This is a genomic window from Mesorhizobium sp. BR1-1-3 (assembly GCF_020165455.1).
GTDB classification, from domain to species: domain Bacteria; phylum Pseudomonadota; class Alphaproteobacteria; order Rhizobiales; family Rhizobiaceae; genus Mesorhizobium; species Mesorhizobium ciceri.
The window spans coordinates 275,716-291,056 of sequence record NZ_JAIUIC010000006.1 but is presented as its reverse complement, the minus strand read 5'-3'; the positions used below and the strand labels follow the sequence as shown (position 1 = coordinate 291,056).

Below are 15,341 nucleotides of genomic sequence, written 5' to 3'. Positions count from 1 at the left end.
ACCCCGCATCGGCGACGATGCAAGGCTTAGGGCGCGCTCGAACCGAAATTTTGAAGTGGGCACGATCTTGCACTGGCGGGCGGATGAATGGCAGCGCTCAATAGCGGGTTTGTCAGCTTTCGGTTGCTGCCTTTTCCGGCGCTGGCTCCGGGGCCGGTTTCTCGTCCGCCCGCGCCTCGTCCGCCTGCGCCTCGGTCGGCTTGCTCCAATTGCGGATGAAGGCGGAAAGACGGTCGCCGATTTCTCCCGCGCTGAGGAAGACCGGCACCCGCGCCACCGGCGCGGTCGGCTCGAACGACAGGCCGAGGCCTATGATCTTCCCCTTGTCGTCGACGTCGCGGACGATCAGTTCTATCGGGCCGAGCAGCACGCGGTCGGCATATTCGGCATGGCCGCCGAGCCGCGCCGTGACCAGCGCGCCAACGGTGAGCTTTTGCTCCGCTTCGGTTAGACCTGGCGTATAGGCTGCTTCCAGTTCGGCGGCGGGGCGCGCTGGATCGACGGCGAAGGCGCCGAAGAAATCGGCATCTTCGGGATCGACCACGGCACGGCTGGCGAACAGTTTGTCTAGCAGGCGCGGATAGCGATCCGGGACGAAAATGTAGACCTGGTCGCCGGCGGCGAGCCGGCCCATGTCCTGGAAGCGCATCGAACGGCCGTCACGTAGCACCAGCGAGGGTCGCGCCCAGCGTGGGATGCGCTCGCCGCGCGCCACCGGGCTGCCGGGTGCGACGCGATAGGCGAGAAGCTCGTGATGGGCCGAACCCGGCAATTCCAGCTCGACCTTGTCCAGCGGTCCGAGCCGCGCCGGCACGATCAAACCGAGGCGGCGCGCCAGCGGTCCGACCGTCCAGCCCTGGATGACCAGCGACACCAGAACGATGATGAAGGCGGTGTTGAAGATGACACGGCCATTTTCCAGCCCGCCGAGCAGCGGGGTGATGGCGAGCAGGATCGACACCGCGCCGCGCAGGCCGACCCACGAGACAAAGGCGACTTCGGGGCGCGGCATGCGGAACGGGATCAGGCAGAGCCAGACGGCGACCGGCCGCGCCACGAACATCAGGAACAGGCCGAGCAGCACCGCCGGCACCATGATCGCCGGGAATTGCGAGGGCGTCGCGAACAGGCCGAGGATGAGGAACATGATGATCTGTGCCAGCCATGACATGCCGTCCTGGAAGCGCTTGAGGATGGTGACGGCGCGGATATCGGAATTGCCCGAGATGAGGCCGGCGATATAGACCGCCAGGAAGCCCGAGCCGCCAATGGCGCCGGCGGCGGCAAAGACCATCAACGACAAGGTCAGCACGAAGATCGGCAGCAGGCCATGGTCGAGATTGAGCCGGTCGACGAGACGCACGATGGCGAGGCCGCCGAGCACGCCGACGACAGCGCCAAGGCCCATGTTGAGGAGGAAGCCGAGGAAAAGGCTGGTGACCAGGACGTTGGTCTCGGGATTGGCATGAGCGGCGATGATCTCGACCAGCGTGATGGTCAGGAAGATGGCGATGGGGTCATTGGTGCCGGATTCCACCTCGAGCGTCGAGCGCACGCGTTCGCGCAGATTGATCTCGCCGGCACGCAGCAGGAAGAACACGGCGGCCGCATCGGTGGAGGCGACTGCGGCGCCGAGCAGGAAGGATTCCAGCCAGGTGAGGTCGAGCAGATAGTGGGCGGCGGCGCCGAACAGGCCGGTGGTCAGAATTACGCCGAAGGTCGCCAGCGACAACGCCGGGCCGGCTGCCTGCCGCAAGGCGTTGAGCGGCGTGCCGAAGCCGGAATCGAACAGGATGACGGCCAGCGCCAGTGAGCCGGCAAAATAGGCGATGCGGGCATTGTCGAACTGGATGCCGAGACCGTCGGTGCCGGTGGCGAGGCCAATGCAGAGGAACAGGAGCAGAAGAGGGGCGCCGAAGCGGAAGGCGATCAGGCTCGAAAACGCGGCGGCGACGACAAGCGCTGTGCCGACCAGCGTGACGAGATAGATCGCATGCTCCATCCTGAAATCAGCCCCTCAAATTCGTCTGTCTCCTGCTTTGCGAGAGAGTGGGGCGAAGACGTGACCAGTGCAAGGCGGCAGGGTGGCTTTTTGGCCTATGCCGCTGATTTTCGGATGTTTTGGCGCCCAGGACACAATTTGGGAAGGCGCAAGCTGCGCTCATGAAAAACGCCCGGGCAAAGCCGGGCGTTCCAAGTCTCGAAAAGAGAGCTTTGTGATCAGGCGATGGTCTTGCCGAAGGCGACCGATGTGTCGCCCATGCGGTTGGAGAAACCCCATTCATTGTCGTACCAGGACAGCACCGATACGAAGTTGCCGTCCATCACCTTGGTCTGGTCGAGCGCCATGATCGAGGAGCGCGGATCGTGGTTGAAGTCGATCGACACGTTCGGGTGATGGGTGACGCCGAGAATGCCCTTGAGCTTGCCGTTGGAGGCGGCGATCACGGCTTCGTTGATCTCCTGCACCGTGGTCGACCGCTTGGCGATGAACTTGAAATCGACGACCGAGACGTTCGGGGTCGGCACGCGGATCGAGATGCCGTCGAGCTTGCCCTTGAGGTCGGGCAGCACCAGGCCGATCGCCTTGGCGGCACCGGTCGAGGTCGGGATCTGCGACAGCGCCGCGGCGCGGGCGCGGTAGAGATCCTTGTGCATGGTGTCCAGCGTCGGCTGGTCGCCGGTGTAGGAGTGGATCGTCGTCATCATGCCTTTTTCGATGCCGACCGTTTCGTGCAGCACGGCTGCCAGCGGCGCCAGGCAGTTGGTGGTGCACGAGGCATTCGAGATGACGATATGATCCTTGGTCAACTGGTCGTGGTTGATGCCGTAGACCACGGTGAGGTCGGCGCCTTCGGCAGGGGCCGAAACGATGACGCGCTTGGCGCCGGCGGTCAGGTGTGCCGCTGCCTTGTCGCGGGCGGTGAAGATGCCGGTGCATTCGAGCGCGATGTCGATGCCGAGTTCCTTCCACGGCAACTGCGTCGGATCCTTGATCGCGGTGACCTTGAACGTCTCCTTGCCGACGGTGATCTGGTCGCCGGATACCGAGACTTCATGCGGGAAGCGGCCGTGCACGCTGTCATAGCGCAAGAGGTGCGCATTGGTCTCGACTGGGCCGAGGTCGTTGACGGCGACGACGTCGATGTCCTTGCGGCCGGATTCATGGATAGCGCGCAGGATGTTGCGGCCGATGCGGCCAAATCCGTTGATGGCAACTCTGACGGTCATAATTCTCTCCCTGGGAGTTGGAGGGCGGACAAGGGGTCTGCAGTTTCATAGCGGCGGAAGCAGAAAGAATCCAGCCGCACTGGCGTGGATTTAAATCGATTAAGTTGAGCCAGCCCGGCGAAGCCGTTTTCGCGGTTTCGCCGAACTGGCCCAGAATTTTACTTGGCGTGCAGGCGGGCTTCCGCCGCCTTGGCCGCGGCCTCGGCGGTAATGCCGAAATGCGGATAGAGTTGCTCGATCGTGCCCGACGCGCCGAAGCCGGTCATGCCGACGAAGATGCCGTCTGAGCCGATCAGATGATCCCATCCCTGGCGGATGCCGGCTTCGATCGCCATCTTGATCGGCGCATTGCCGATCGTCTTCTTGCGGTAGTCGTCGCTCTGCTGGTCGAACAGTTCGAAGCAGGGAACCGAGACGACGCGGGTCGGATGGCCGTGCTTTTCCAACAGCTCGCGCGCGCCAAGTGCGATCTCGACCTCGGAGCCGGTGGCGAAGATGGTTATCGCCGCCTCGCCGCTGGCGGCGGCCAGCTCATAGGCGCCCTGGCTGCTGAGGTTCTTGGCCGTGAATTCGGTGCGCACCGTCGGCAGGTTCTGGCGGGTCAGCGCCAAGGTCGACGGCGTCTTTTCCGACTCCAGGGCGATCTGCCAGCATTCCGCGGTTTCGACAGCGTCGGCCGGGCGGAAGACATTGTGGTTGGGGATCGCGCGCAATGCCGCCAGATGCTCGACCGGCTGGTGGGTCGGGCCGTCTTCGCCCAGACCGATGGAATCATGGGTCATGACGAAGATCGAGCGGATGCCCATCAGCGAAGCCAGACGCATTGACGGACGGGCATAGTCGGAGAAGCACAGGAAGGTACCGCCATAGGCGATGAGGCCGCCATGCAGCGTCAAGCCATTGATGGCGGCCGCCATGCCATGTTCGCGAATGCCGTAGTGGACATAACGCTGGCCGTAATCGTCGGGCGTAATGTTCTTGGTCTGGCTGGTCTTGGTGTTGTTGGAGCCGGTCAGGTCGGCGGAGCCGCTTATGGTTTCCGGCACGGCGCCGTTGATGACCTCCAGCGCCATTTCCGAGGATTTGCGGGTGGCGACCTTCGGCTTGTCGACCGACAGCTTCTTCTTGTAGTCGGCGATGACGGCGTCGAAATTCGACGGCAGCTTGCCGGCGAGGCGGCGTTCGAACTCGGCCTTCAACTTGGGCTCGGCCTTGGCCAGACGTCCCTCCCAGTCGGTGCGCGGCTTGGCGCCGGTTTTACCGGCGGCGCGCCATGCGTCAAGGATGTCGGCCGGAATCTCGAAGGGCGGCGAGGCCCAGTTGAAGAATTTGCGCGCACCGGCGATCTCGTCGGCGCCGAGCGGCGAACCGTGCGCCTTGTTGGTGCCGGCCTTGGTTGGAGCGCCGAAGCCGATGGTCGTCTTGCAGGCGATCATCGTCGGCTTGTCGGAGTGACGAGCGGCTTCGATGGCATAGGCGATGGCTTCCGGATCGGTGCCGTCGATGTGGCTGGCGTTCCAGCCCGAGGCCTGGAAGCGGGCGACCTGGTCGGTGTTGTCGGCAAGCGAGACCGGGCCGTCGATCGAGATGTTGTTGTTGTCCCAGAAGACGATCAGCTTGTTGAGCTTGAGATGGCCGGCAAGCGCGATGGCTTCCTGGGAAACACCTTCCATCAGGCAGCCGTCACCGGCCAGTACGTAGGTGTAATGGTCGACGAGGTCGTTGCCGAAGGCTGCGTTCATGATGCGCTCGCCGAGCGCGAAGCCGACCGAATTGGCCAGACCCTGGCCGAGCGGGCCGGTGGTCGTCTCTATGCCGGTGGCATGGCCGTATTCGGGATGGCCGGCGGTCTTCGAGCCCAACTGGCGGAAATGCTTGATCTGGTCGATCGTCATGTCCTCGTAGCCGGTCAGGTGCAGCAGCGAATAGAGCAGCATCGAACCGTGGCCGGCCGACAGGATGAAGCGATCCCGGTCGGGCCAATGGGGGGCCTTCGGATCATATTTCAGGAACTTCGTGAACAGCACCGTGGCGATGTCGGCGCAGCCCATGGGCAGGCCGGGATGGCCGGAGTTTGCCTTCTCGACGGCGTCCATGGAGAGAAAGCGGATCGCATTGGCCATCCGGTCATGTTGTTCACGCGACGTCATGGTTCCTCCAGAAGTGGGGGTTTGGGGGCTTGGGAGAGCCCTTGAAAAGGGTGCGCGACACATAGCAGGCGCGGGCTTTTAGTCAACAAATCGGGTGCATATTTGCCGGTCTTGTGATGCCGGCGGCGGACCTACATTAGCGTTAGCGGGGGACAGTCGCGAGAGCTTTGTTGACGTTGCCTTCACCCGGTGCCTAATGTTTCAGGGATAACGCGTTCTGAACGTGAACGATTCGGTGATGGGCAGGGCACAGGACGAAGGCCATGACCGGGGAAGCCACACTCAAGGAAGTCATCGCGAGGCTGGGCAAGGCCATCGAGGGGCTGGAAAACGCCGTCGCGGCCAAGCTCGAGCATGAACGCGACTACTCCGAAGCCGAGGCCGAGGTGCAGCGGATGAATGCCGATCGCTCGCGGCTGGCGCAGGAACTCGACAATTCCGAAGCGCGCGCCGAACGGCTGGAAGATGCCAACAAGGAAGTCTCGCGACGTTTGGTGACCGCCATGGAAACCATCCGCGCCGTGTTGGACAGATAGGAGCTGGCCCGATGGCACAGGTCACGGTTTCAATCGACGGCAAGCAGTATCGCATGGCCTGCGACGAGGGCCAGGAAGAGCATCTGATCGATCTTGCCGAACGTTTCGACCGCTATGTTTCACACCTGAAGGACTCGTTCGGCGAGATTGGCGATCAGCGGCTGACCGTGATGGCCGGCATCATGGTGATGGATGAACTCTCGGAGTTGCAGAAACGCGTCAAGGGCATGGAAAGCGAAGTGCTGACCTTGCGCAAGACCCGCGACGAGGCTCTGACCAAGGCCGACAAGAGCGATAGCGTGCTGACCAACGCGCTCAGCGCGCTGGCACAGCGCATGGAAGACCTGACTGTGACAATGGCGGTCAACAAGAGCTGAGGCAGGATCTCTCCTGTCCAGCCCAACAGGCTCTCATCCGCGTGCCGAGCATTCGGCAGCATAAAAATGCTCGCGTGCCGCCGACAAGAGTTTCATATTATCTTGCAGTCACAATTTTTGCGCTAAGATGCAACGATGCCCGGGCGGGGCAGCTCGATGGCGGCATGGGTTGCCGCTTGTCGTTCCTCGCTGCCGACGGGTTCCGTTTACAGGGGAGATGTATCATGAGCCTTCGTATCAACGACATTGCGCCGGATTTTACCGCCGAGACCACGCAAGGGACGATCAAATTCCACGACTGGATCGGGGACGGATGGGCGATCCTATTCAGTCATCCCAAGAATTTCACGCCGGTCTGCACGACCGAGCTTGGCACGATGGCGGGGCTCGAAGGCGAATTCAAGAAGCGCAACGTCAAGATCATCGGCATTTCGGTCGATCCGGTCGAAAGCCACGGCAAGTGGCAGGACGACATCAAGACGGCGACCGGCCATTCGGTGAACTACCCGCTGATCGGCGACAAGGACCTCAAGGTCGCCAAGCTCTACGACATGCTGCCGGGCGGTGCCGGCGAGACGTCGGAAGGCCGCACACCGGCCGACAATGCCACGGTGCGCTCGGTCTATGTCATCGGACCGGACAAGAAGATCAAGCTGGTGCTGACCTACCCGATGACCACGGGCCGCAACTTCGATGAGATCCTGCGTGCGGTCGATTCCATGCAGCTGACTGCCAAGCATCAGGTGGCGACGCCGGCAAACTGGAAGCAGGGCGAGGACGTCATCATCACCGCTGCCGTCTCCAACGAGGACGCGATCAGGCGCTTCGGCGCTTATGAGACCATCCTGCCGTATCTGCGGAAGACCAAGCAGCCCTCTGCCTGACCGCTCCTCGGAACAGTTTTTGGCTTTCCTGTCGCCGCGAGCGAAATGATACTTGACTGGCTCACCCGAGCGGACAACCATGCTCCTCTCGGGTGTCGTCAGAGAAAATCATTCCTGACGACCGAGAGTTGGGGAAGCCAGAATTGGACGTAGCTTTGGCCAGGCCGCAGGTCAGCGGCTTCTACGACAAGCCGACCGGGGCCATCCAGTATGTCGTCGCCGACCAGGCGACGAAACGCTGCGCCATCATCGATCCGATCCTCGATTTCGACGAGAAATCCGGTGCTACGGCAACGACGAATGCCGATATCCTGCTCGACTTCGTCAGCGAGCAGGGGCTGAGCGTCGAATGGATCCTCGACACCCATCCGCACGCCGATCATTTCTCGGCGGCGCACTATCTGAGGGAGAAGACCGGAGCGCCGACAGCGATCGGCGACAGGGTCGTCGACGTCCAGAATTTGTGGAAGGCGATCTACAACTGGCCGGATTTTCCCGCCGACGGTTCGCAGTGGGACAGGCTGTTTGGTGAAGGCGAAACCTTCACGGTCGGCACGCTTCCGGCCAAGGTGCTGTTCTCGCCCGGCCATACGCTGGCGTCGATCACCTATGTGATCGGCGATGCCGCCTTCGTCCACGACACGCTGTTCATGCCCGACAGCGGCACAGCGAGGACGGACTTTCCCGGCGGCAGTGCCGCGCGGCTCTGGCGCTCGATCCAGGACATACTGGCGTTGCCGGACGAGACGCGGGTGTTCGTCGGTCATGACTATCAGGCCGGCGGCCGCGAACCCTTGTGGGAAAGCACGGTCGCCATACAGAAGGCGACCAACACCCATCTTGCCGCCGTCCGCAGCGAGGCCGAGTTCGTCGCCCTGCGCGAAGCGCGCGACAGGACGCTGCCGATGCCGAGGCTGATCCTGCATGCGCTGCAGGTCAACATGAATGGCGGGAGGCTGCCCGAACCCGAAGCGAATGGCCGGCGGTACCTGAAATTTCCGCTGGATGGGCTTTGAGAGATCGCTGCCGGCGAAGCTGCAATCTTCCCCCTTGCGGGGAGATCGGATGTCGCCTCCGCTTTCGCCAACCACACAAGAAAAAAAGCGGCGCCAGTTTCCTGGCGCCGCCTTTAGATCTTGTTGCCTTTAGCCGGCTTTAGGCTGCGGGCTGCGCCTCAATGGTGCGCAGCGCCTGGGTCTGGCGCTTGGCGGCGGCCTTGACCGCATCCTGCACCTTCTCGAAGGCGCGCACCTCGATCTGGCGCACGCGCTCGCGGCTGATGTCGAATTCGGACGAAAGCTCTTCCAGCGTCAGCGGCTCCTCGGCGAGGCGACGGGCCTCGAAGATGCGCCGCTCGCGCTCGTTGAGCACGGCAAGAGCGCCCGACAGCATGCCGCGCCGGTTTTCCAGCTCGTCCTGCTCGATCAGCATCTCTTCCTGGCTTTCGTGGTCGTCGACCAGCCAGTCCTGCCACTCGCCGGACTCACCTTCGCTCGCCCGGATCGGGGCATTGAGCGAGGCATCGCCCGACAGGCGGCGGTTCATCGACACCACTTCGGCTTCGGAAACGTTCAGCCTGGTGGCGATCTCGGCGATCTGGTCGGGCTTCAAGTCGCCGTCGTCGAGCGCCTGGATCTTGCCCTTCACCTTGCGCAGGTTGAAGAACAGGCGCTTCTGGTTGGCGGTCGTGCCCATCTTGACCAGGCTCCACGAGCGCAGGATGTACTCCTGGATCGAGGCCTTGATCCACCACATGGCATAGGTCGCGAGGCGGAAGCCGCGCTCGGGTTCGAATTTCTTGACGGCCTGCATCAGGCCGACATTGCCTTCCGAGATCACTTCGCCGATCGGCAGGCCATAGCCGCGATAGCCCATGGCGATCTTGGCGACGAGCCTGAGGTGGCTGGTGACGAGCTTGTGCGCAGCGGAGGTGTCTTCATGCTCGGCATAACGCTTGGCGAGCATGTACTCTTCCTGCGGCTGCAGCATGGGAAAGCGGCGGATTTCTTCCAGGTAGCGGCTGAGGCCGCCTTCGCCGGAAACGATACTGGGTAGTGACTGGGCCATGATAGCGCCCCCTCTCTATTGGAGTGATGCCCCCGAAACGCGGCGGGCATGTGACGCGAGCACCAAAAGGCTCGCCCGCGACATCGGATCTTATACAGGAACAAAACCAGAAAAGACAGGCATTTGTTCAACACGAAACAGTGTGTCACGGTGAAGTGAACAATGTCAGTCAGGTTTTTTGATGGCTTGTCGGTGACGGGTTCAGAGTTTGCGGAAGCCGCCGACGAGTTCCTCCATGTCCCTCGGTAACGGCGCCTCGAACCTCATCGTTAGATGGGTAGTGGGGTGGCGAAATGCAAGGAGCCAAGCATGCAAAGCTTGCCGGGGAAATGCCTTGACCTGGCTTTTCAGCGGTTCCGGCAGCCGGTTGGCCTTGGTGCGGAAGGCCTGGCCATAATCGGGGTCGCCGATCACCGGATGACCGATATGCGCCATGTGGACACGGATCTGGTGGGTGCGGCCGGTCTCCAGCCGGCATTCGACCATGCTGGCCGTGGCGAACTCCTGTTGGCTCTCGCCGAAGCGCTCCTGCACGGCAAAGTGGGTGACCGCATGGCGGGCGTCGTCGCGTCCTTCCGGCACCACGGCACGGCGCACGCGGTCGGCGGCGCGGCCAAGCGGGGCGTCGACCCTTCCGGTCGGCCTCTGCGGTATGCCCCAGACCAGCGCCAGATAGGCACGTTCGAGATCGCCGGTGAGGCCGTGATCGGCGAAAGCCTCGGAGAGTGACTTGTGGGCGCGGTCAGTCTTGGCGACCACCATGACGCCGCTGGTCTCCTTGTCGAGGCGGTGAACGATGCCTGGCCGCCGCACGCCGCCAATGCCGGAAAGGCTGTCGCCGCAATGATGGATCAGCGCGTTGACCAGCGTACCGGTCCAGTTGCCCGCTCCGGGATGCACGACAAGCCCGGCCGGCTTGTTGATGACAATCAGCTCGTCGTCCTCATAAAGCACATCGAGTGCGATGTTCTCGCCCTGCGGCTCCGCCGGCTCCGGCTCCGGCATGGTAATCGATACGCTTTCGCCCGGCGCCATCTTGCGCTTGGTCTCATCGATCAGCTTGCCGTCGACCCAGACCGCGCCTTGCCTGATCAGCATCTGCACGCGGCTGCGTGACATGTCCGGACCAAGCCTTGCCGCCAGCCACTGGTCGAGGCGCTGACCGGCCGCGTCCGCATCCGCCACCAGCACGGTCGGTACCGCCTCTATCAATTCAGGGGCCTCTTCGTTATGAGCGCTCATTGAAAAACCGTTCCGGAACTGTTTGCCATGGCCAGCCCGATCGCCGAAGAAGACCAGGATAAGCCGCTCGACCCCGAGGTCGAAAAGGTGCGCAGGAAACTCGTCCGCTTCGTCGGGATCAATCTCGGCCTGCTGTTCCTCGCCCTTATGGTGGTGATCGGCGCCCTTGTCTACAAAGCGCGCAATGCACCGCCGGCGAACCCGCCGCTGGCCGGGGATATCCAGACACCCGCCGGCGAACCGGTCAGCGGCGACATCGTGCTGCCGGTTGGGGCCAAGGTGGTCAGCCAGTCGCTGTCCGGCAACCGTGTCTCGATCGACGCCGAGCTTGCCGACGGCAGCCGCACGATCTTCGTCTACGACATCACTGAGCGACGCCTGATCGGCCGCTTTGCGATCCGCAACAAGTGACCGAGCCGCAACGATGAACGGCAGCAGGCCCATGAGCAAGCCTCGGGGATGAGCGGGTTCGCCGAACATCGTCGCGTCGCCACGGTCGCCCTGGTCGTCGCCAATTATGACGAGGCGATTGCCTGGTATGTCGAGAGGCTGGGTTTCCTGCTCGTCGAAAATGTCGATCTCGGCGGCGGCAAGCGCTGGGTCACAGTGGCGCCGGCCAACGGGCAGGGCGCCAGGCTGCTGCTGGCCGAGGCTTCCGACGAGGCGCAAAGCAAAAGTATCGGCGATCAGACCGGCGGCCGTGTCTTCCTGTTCCTGGAAACCGACGACTTTGCCCGCGACCACGCGGCGATGCTGGAGAAGGGCGTCGAATTCCGCGAAGCACCGCGCTTCGAGCCCTACGGCACGGTGGCGGTTTTCGCCGATCTGCATGGCAATCTCTGGGATCTGATCGAACCGAAACGATAGGCTGACGGCCGGCTTTTCCTCGACCGGGGAAAGCGGCCTAACCCCAGTTGCTTTTTCCCAGCGCTCAGCCTATATCGCCGGTTCTTGAACGCGCCCATCGTCTAGCGGTCAGGACACCGCCCTCTCACGGCGGGAACAGGGGTTCGATTCCCCTTGGGCGTACCAACGAAATCAAGCACTTAGAGGAAAACGCGCGGTTTCGTTGCTGAAATCGTTGATCTTCGGTCGCGTGTGCGGCCGTTCACGTTTCCGTGATCAGTGACCTTTGCTCCCCGTCCAACATCCGGTTGAGCCGGAATAATTGCGCATGTGTTCCGCCTGAGCGATAGCCCCCGCCAAGCCGCAACCGGCAAGGGAAAGCAAACAAAACGTATGTCGACAATAAACGACATACGTTATAAGTATTGTATGTCGAAATAGTCGATTTTGTGCCCATATTGCTCCGCCAGCGTCCATCTTGTATTGTGAATCTATCAAATACAGGAGAGACAATTGGCGTCCTCAAAATCAAATGCGAATAGTATTGTGTCTGGCGCGCTCACCATCGATGAAACTGCGGATTACCTCCGCGTCTGCCGGAGCACGTTGTATAAACTCCTGCGGAGTGGGGACCTCAAACATGCGAAGGTCGCGGGGCGAACGGTAATCCGGCGTGTGGACGCGGAAACCTTCCTCGAGAAGTGTCTAGTCGCGTGACGGCCTCATCGATGTCGCGGGCAGAGCGCCGACGAGCGTCACGCACCGGGCGAGTAATCGCACTCGATCGGCCACCGGTATTTTGCGATCTGCGGCCGCTAAGTGTGGCCGAGTTGCGCCCAGGCGAGGCAATGACGCCGGGCATGCAGATGTTCACCGTCAGCGGATTGAAGGATGACGGGACGCCCGGCGAGATGTTCTTTGAATTCGTCGTGCGGCTGCCGGCGCATTTGCGAGAGAACACCGGGCCGAACGTTCGCAGGGTGCTGGAGAGTCTCCGCCGGTCGCCGCGGTTCCGCGCCTTCATGGACCAATACCATTGGTTTGCCCCAAAAGCGGGCGAGCCCGACGAATGCTTGCAGCGGGCAACCGCCCGCACCGGATAGCGCCAGCGGCTCAATCTGACGACCAAAGCGACAAAGGATATTGAAACGGAAAGGCCGGCCGCGTCTGTCAACGCGCACCGGCCAGAAAGAAGTCGCGTGTGTCTATACAGGAAAAGCCCCCGGCTGTCCAATCATCTGGCATCGCGGAAGCGATCTTGAAGATCCGTCCTGCCAAGGTTGTTGATCTATTTCCCGAAGCTGCGGCGCCGCGCCTGCAGCGCGAACTGGCCTTCTCCGTGATGGAAAGCGCCGGAGCCCTCACGAAGTCATTCAGCATCGACGCCGCTGGAAAGCCGATCAGTTCCCGTAGCCCTGGGATGGCAACCGGCATGGTCCGGCGCGTTTCTCTGGCCGGCACTGCGCCGCAGATCGCCGCGGCCTTTACGACGGTCCTAGCCTCTCTGAAGTCGACCGAAGCGCTGGTCTTGGTCCCGCCGCCTGATGGCAAGGAATCAACGATCGTCGTCACGGAAGCAATGCTCCCTGAGGTTCCCGATGCGATCAGCCGTGGCAAGGCCTTCTTTGCGCACCAGGCAACCACGTCGGTGCTCGGGCTCGACTTCGATGTGAAGGACTGGCCTGACGACATCATACAGCGCGTGCGCGATACGCCAGGTGAAATCACCGGCGCGCTTGCCAGCGTGTTTGCCGCTTTCGCCGACGTCTGCACGGTGATGCGGCCATCATCCTCCACCGGTGTTCGCAACAAGGCTGGCGGCCAGTCGACCGGCGCCAATTCGGGGCAGCACCGCTATGTGTTCGTTTTGGACGGTTCCGATATTGCAGCATTTGCCGATCGCTTGTTCGACCGGCTGATTTTGGCAGGGTACGGCTTCCCGTTCATCACCAAGAGCGGTGCAGTGTCGGTGCGAACGCTCATCGACAAGATCGCAACCAAAGGCCCGGAACGGCTGTGGTACGAAGCCGACGCCATTCTCGATGACAGCCGGCTGGCCTACTCGCCGGGCGCGCGGGATCCGAGGATCATCAACCCCGACGGCGGCTTCTGCGATACGCGCCAGCTCCCGCCCTTGTCGGACCTCGAGCAGACGCAACTGGCGGACCGCATCGAAGCTATCAAGCTTTCATGCGCCGACCGGGCCGCCGCGGTCTCTGCCGCGTACCGGAAAACCGAAATCGAGAAGCACACCCAAAAGGGGATGCAGCGGGCAGCAGCCGAACGCATCGTCGCCGCGGCTGTTGAACGATCAGAACTGAAAGGCGGATTCGAAGTTCGGCTCGACGATGGCCGCTGGGTGACGGTCGACGAGATCCTGGCCGACAAGGCGGCGTTTCATCGCAAGACATGCGCGGACCCGATCGAGCCGGAGTATGGCGGCGGACGAAACAAAGCGATCATCTACACCGACGGTTCATACCCCCACATCGCCAGCCAGGCGCACGGCGGCGCCGATTACAAGCTGCTGGAAGACATCGCCGCGAAGTATCACGAGCCGGTGGAGTCGACCGGCCTCCAGGTCGTCACGGGCCTCATCAATCCGAAGTCGCTACCCGTTCGCGAAATGCTGATCGAGCCGCGCTTGCCGATTGGCGATGTCACACAATGCGTGGGTGAACCTGGCATCAGCAAATCGACGTTCGCGATCCGCGACGCACTGATCATCGCCACCGGCCGGCGCGAGTTGCTGCGCGGTGCCAACGGGCACGGTTTTGAAGAGCTTCACCGCACCGGGTCGGTCATCATCTACAATGCCGAGGACAAGCTCGACGAAATGCAGCGGCGGCTTTCCGCCTACCAGCAATATCTTCGGCTCGAGCCTGCGGACATGAAGCACGCAATCATCCTGTGGTCTGGCGTCGATGACGAAACGCTGACGATTATGCACCGGCCGGACACGCGGAAGCCGCTGGTGCGCGCCGACGGCGCCAAGCTGTTGGAAAGCCGGATCAGGGAATATCAGCCGGTGCTGGTCATCCTGGATCCGCAAATCAGCCTGATGGCTGGCGGCGTCGAGAACAGCAACGACGATATGAACGCCCTCCTGCAGGAGATCGCGAACATCGCCGCCCGCAACCGGGTAGCGATCGAGATCATCCATCACACATCGAAGGGCAGCCGAGACCAGCGCGGCGACATGGGCGCCGGCCGCGGCGCGTTCGCGACCGTGGGCAAGGTTCGCAGCGCGTTCACGCTCTGCAACGTCACCGGGACCGACGACGAGAAGGATTGGGGTGTCTCTGCGGCCGACCATATGCTGCGGCTCGACTATGCCAAGGTTAGCCACAGCAAGAAGCCGACAACCCCGATCGTCATGCAGCGCATCGCCGTGCCGGTGAACAACGGCAGCGGGCTCCCGCGTGGCGTAGCCAGCGCTCTTTTCGATGAGGATCCGGCAGAACGTCTGAAAGCTGAAGGGGACTTTGCGCCTGTGCTCGAGCTGGTCGACATCAAAAGCCGGATGAAGGTTACGTCGGCGCGCGAGGTTGACGAAGAGAAGGCCCGCGACATCGCCCGCATTGTCGATGCGATCATGGGCGAATTCGACGAATGCGAACTTCCGGGGATCATCGAGACCGTTGCGGAAAAGTTGCGCCAGGACGGTCTTACGACCGCGAAACATCGCCCCGCGATCACCGGGCTCGTCTCAACATCCCTGCACGGTGACGGCAAGTCGATCGAGCGCGGCGGACAAACTGTCCGTATACGGGCGTTCAAAAAAGCCGGGCACTCGACCGCGCCTTGGTTCTTAAGCCGGGAAATCAGCTTGCCGGTGGTGGAGAGCGAAAATGCTTGACGGGCTTGTCGGTCAGCTTGTCGGCGACAAGCAAAAAACAACGCAGAATCATGGGCTTGCCGTGTATGTCGGTCGAGCTTGTCGGCTTGTCGGCCGGAAACAAGCGACAAGCTCGAAAAAAACCCAATGTTTTCAATGCTTGTCGGCTT

14 protein-coding genes and 1 tRNA gene are annotated in these 15,341 nt (G+C 62.3%); 10 read left to right on the top strand and 5 right to left on the bottom strand.

Annotation, left to right across the window (positions count from 1 at the left end; genetic code table 11):
• Nucleotides 1-112: 112 nt before the first annotated feature.
• From LB559_RS16255 to tkt, 3 genes are all read right to left on the bottom strand, one after another.
• On the bottom strand, nucleotides 113-2,002 hold the full coding sequence (locus tag LB559_RS16255) for a potassium/proton antiporter (protein ID WP_224674494.1): 1,890 nt from the start codon (nucleotides 2,000-2,002) through the stop codon (nucleotides 113-115).
• A 218-nt stretch (nucleotides 2,003-2,220) separates the two neighbouring features.
• Nucleotides 2,221-3,231 (bottom strand): type I glyceraldehyde-3-phosphate dehydrogenase, encoded by a 1,011-nt coding sequence (gene gap / locus LB559_RS16250; RefSeq protein WP_013529249.1) that lies wholly within the window; start codon nucleotides 3,229-3,231, stop codon nucleotides 2,221-2,223.
• A gap of 158 nt (nucleotides 3,232-3,389) precedes the next feature.
• The gene (gene tkt / locus LB559_RS16245) at nucleotides 3,390-5,381 is read right to left on the bottom strand and encodes a transketolase (protein ID WP_224674493.1); all 1,992 of its coding nucleotides are present in this window, start codon (nucleotides 5,379-5,381) and stop codon (nucleotides 3,390-3,392) included.
• A 263-nt stretch (nucleotides 5,382-5,644) separates the two neighbouring features.
• Here tkt and LB559_RS16240 point away from each other — a divergent pair, with 263 nt between their 5' ends.
• The 4 genes from LB559_RS16240 to LB559_RS16225 all read left to right on the top strand — a co-directional run bounded on the left by LB559_RS16240 (nucleotide 5,645) and on the right by LB559_RS16225 (nucleotide 8,194).
• A complete protein-coding gene (locus LB559_RS16240) occupies nucleotides 5,645-5,917 on the top strand; it encodes a DUF4164 domain-containing protein (protein WP_013529251.1) in 273 nt (90 codons plus the stop codon).
• Nucleotides 5,918-5,928: 11 nt separating this feature from the next.
• A complete protein-coding gene (locus LB559_RS16235; RefSeq protein WP_013529252.1) occupies nucleotides 5,929-6,294 on the top strand; it encodes a cell division protein ZapA in 366 nt (121 codons plus the stop codon).
• A 224-nt stretch (nucleotides 6,295-6,518) separates the two neighbouring features.
• Entirely contained in the window at nucleotides 6,519-7,178 is a 660-nt protein-coding gene (locus LB559_RS16230) for a peroxiredoxin (protein WP_013529253.1), read from the top strand.
• A 143-nt stretch (nucleotides 7,179-7,321) separates the two neighbouring features.
• The gene (locus tag LB559_RS16225; protein WP_063169154.1) at nucleotides 7,322-8,194 is read left to right on the top strand and encodes an MBL fold metallo-hydrolase; all 873 of its coding nucleotides are present in this window, start codon (nucleotides 7,322-7,324) and stop codon (nucleotides 8,192-8,194) included.
• A gap of 139 nt (nucleotides 8,195-8,333) precedes the next feature.
• Here LB559_RS16225 and rpoH read toward each other — a convergent pair whose 3' ends face one another.
• Nucleotides 8,334-9,245 (bottom strand): RNA polymerase sigma factor RpoH, encoded by a 912-nt coding sequence (rpoH, locus tag LB559_RS16220; RefSeq protein ID WP_013529255.1) that lies wholly within the window; start codon nucleotides 9,243-9,245, stop codon nucleotides 8,334-8,336.
• Between the two features lie 201 nt (nucleotides 9,246-9,446).
• Nucleotides 9,447-10,487: an RluA family pseudouridine synthase gene (locus LB559_RS16215; protein WP_224674492.1), complete on the bottom strand. Its 1,041-nt coding sequence runs from the start codon at nucleotides 10,485-10,487 to the stop codon at nucleotides 9,447-9,449.
• Between the two features lie 27 nt (nucleotides 10,488-10,514).
• Between LB559_RS16215 and LB559_RS16210 the strand changes: the two genes are divergently transcribed.
• From LB559_RS16210 to LB559_RS16185, 6 genes are all read left to right on the top strand, one after another.
• Complete coding sequence (locus tag LB559_RS16210) at nucleotides 10,515-10,898, top strand: fimbrial protein (RefSeq protein WP_013529257.1); 384 nt, start codon at nucleotides 10,515-10,517, stop codon at nucleotides 10,896-10,898.
• Between the two features lie 48 nt (nucleotides 10,899-10,946).
• Entirely contained in the window at nucleotides 10,947-11,354 is a 408-nt protein-coding gene (locus LB559_RS16205; RefSeq protein ID WP_063169153.1) for a VOC family protein, read from the top strand.
• A 90-nt stretch (nucleotides 11,355-11,444) separates the two neighbouring features.
• Nucleotides 11,445-11,519: transfer RNA gene (locus tag LB559_RS16200), tRNA-Glu, on the top strand.
• A gap of 360 nt (nucleotides 11,520-11,879) precedes the next feature.
• Nucleotides 11,880-12,050 (top strand): helix-turn-helix domain-containing protein, encoded by a 171-nt coding sequence (locus LB559_RS16195; RefSeq protein ID WP_224674569.1) that lies wholly within the window; start codon nucleotides 11,880-11,882, stop codon nucleotides 12,048-12,050.
• Nucleotides 12,051-12,181: 131 nt separating this feature from the next.
• The gene (locus LB559_RS16190; protein WP_224674491.1) at nucleotides 12,182-12,436 is read left to right on the top strand and encodes a hypothetical protein; all 255 of its coding nucleotides are present in this window, start codon (nucleotides 12,182-12,184) and stop codon (nucleotides 12,434-12,436) included.
• Nucleotides 12,437-12,591: 155 nt separating this feature from the next.
• Nucleotides 12,592-15,192: an AAA family ATPase gene (locus LB559_RS16185; protein WP_224674490.1), complete on the top strand. Its 2,601-nt coding sequence runs from the start codon at nucleotides 12,592-12,594 to the stop codon at nucleotides 15,190-15,192.
• The last annotated feature ends 149 nt before the right edge of the window (nucleotides 15,193-15,341 follow it).

Coding starts and splice junctions, on each gene's coding strand:
- LB559_RS16255 (WP_224674494.1), bottom strand. CDS start 2,002: ATGGAGCATGCGATCTATCTCGTCACGCTGGTCGGCACAGCGCTTGTC.
- gap (WP_013529249.1), bottom strand. CDS start 3,231: ATGACCGTCAGAGTTGCCATCAACGGATTTGGCCGCATCGGCCGCAAC.
- tkt (WP_224674493.1), bottom strand. CDS start 5,381: ATGACGTCGCGTGAACAACATGACCGGATGGCCAATGCGATCCGCTTT.
- LB559_RS16240 (WP_013529251.1), top strand. CDS start 5,645: ATGACCGGGGAAGCCACACTCAAGGAAGTCATCGCGAGGCTGGGCAAG.
- LB559_RS16235 (WP_013529252.1), top strand. CDS start 5,929: ATGGCACAGGTCACGGTTTCAATCGACGGCAAGCAGTATCGCATGGCC.
- LB559_RS16230 (WP_013529253.1), top strand. CDS start 6,519: ATGAGCCTTCGTATCAACGACATTGCGCCGGATTTTACCGCCGAGACC.
- rpoH (WP_013529255.1), bottom strand. CDS start 9,245: ATGGCCCAGTCACTACCCAGTATCGTTTCCGGCGAAGGCGGCCTCAGC.
- LB559_RS16215 (WP_224674492.1), bottom strand. CDS start 10,487: ATGAGCGCTCATAACGAAGAGGCCCCTGAATTGATAGAGGCGGTACCG.
- LB559_RS16210 (WP_013529257.1), top strand. CDS start 10,515: ATGGCCAGCCCGATCGCCGAAGAAGACCAGGATAAGCCGCTCGACCCC.
- LB559_RS16205 (WP_063169153.1), top strand. CDS start 10,947: ATGAGCGGGTTCGCCGAACATCGTCGCGTCGCCACGGTCGCCCTGGTC.
- LB559_RS16190 (WP_224674491.1), top strand. CDS start 12,182: ATGACGCCGGGCATGCAGATGTTCACCGTCAGCGGATTGAAGGATGAC.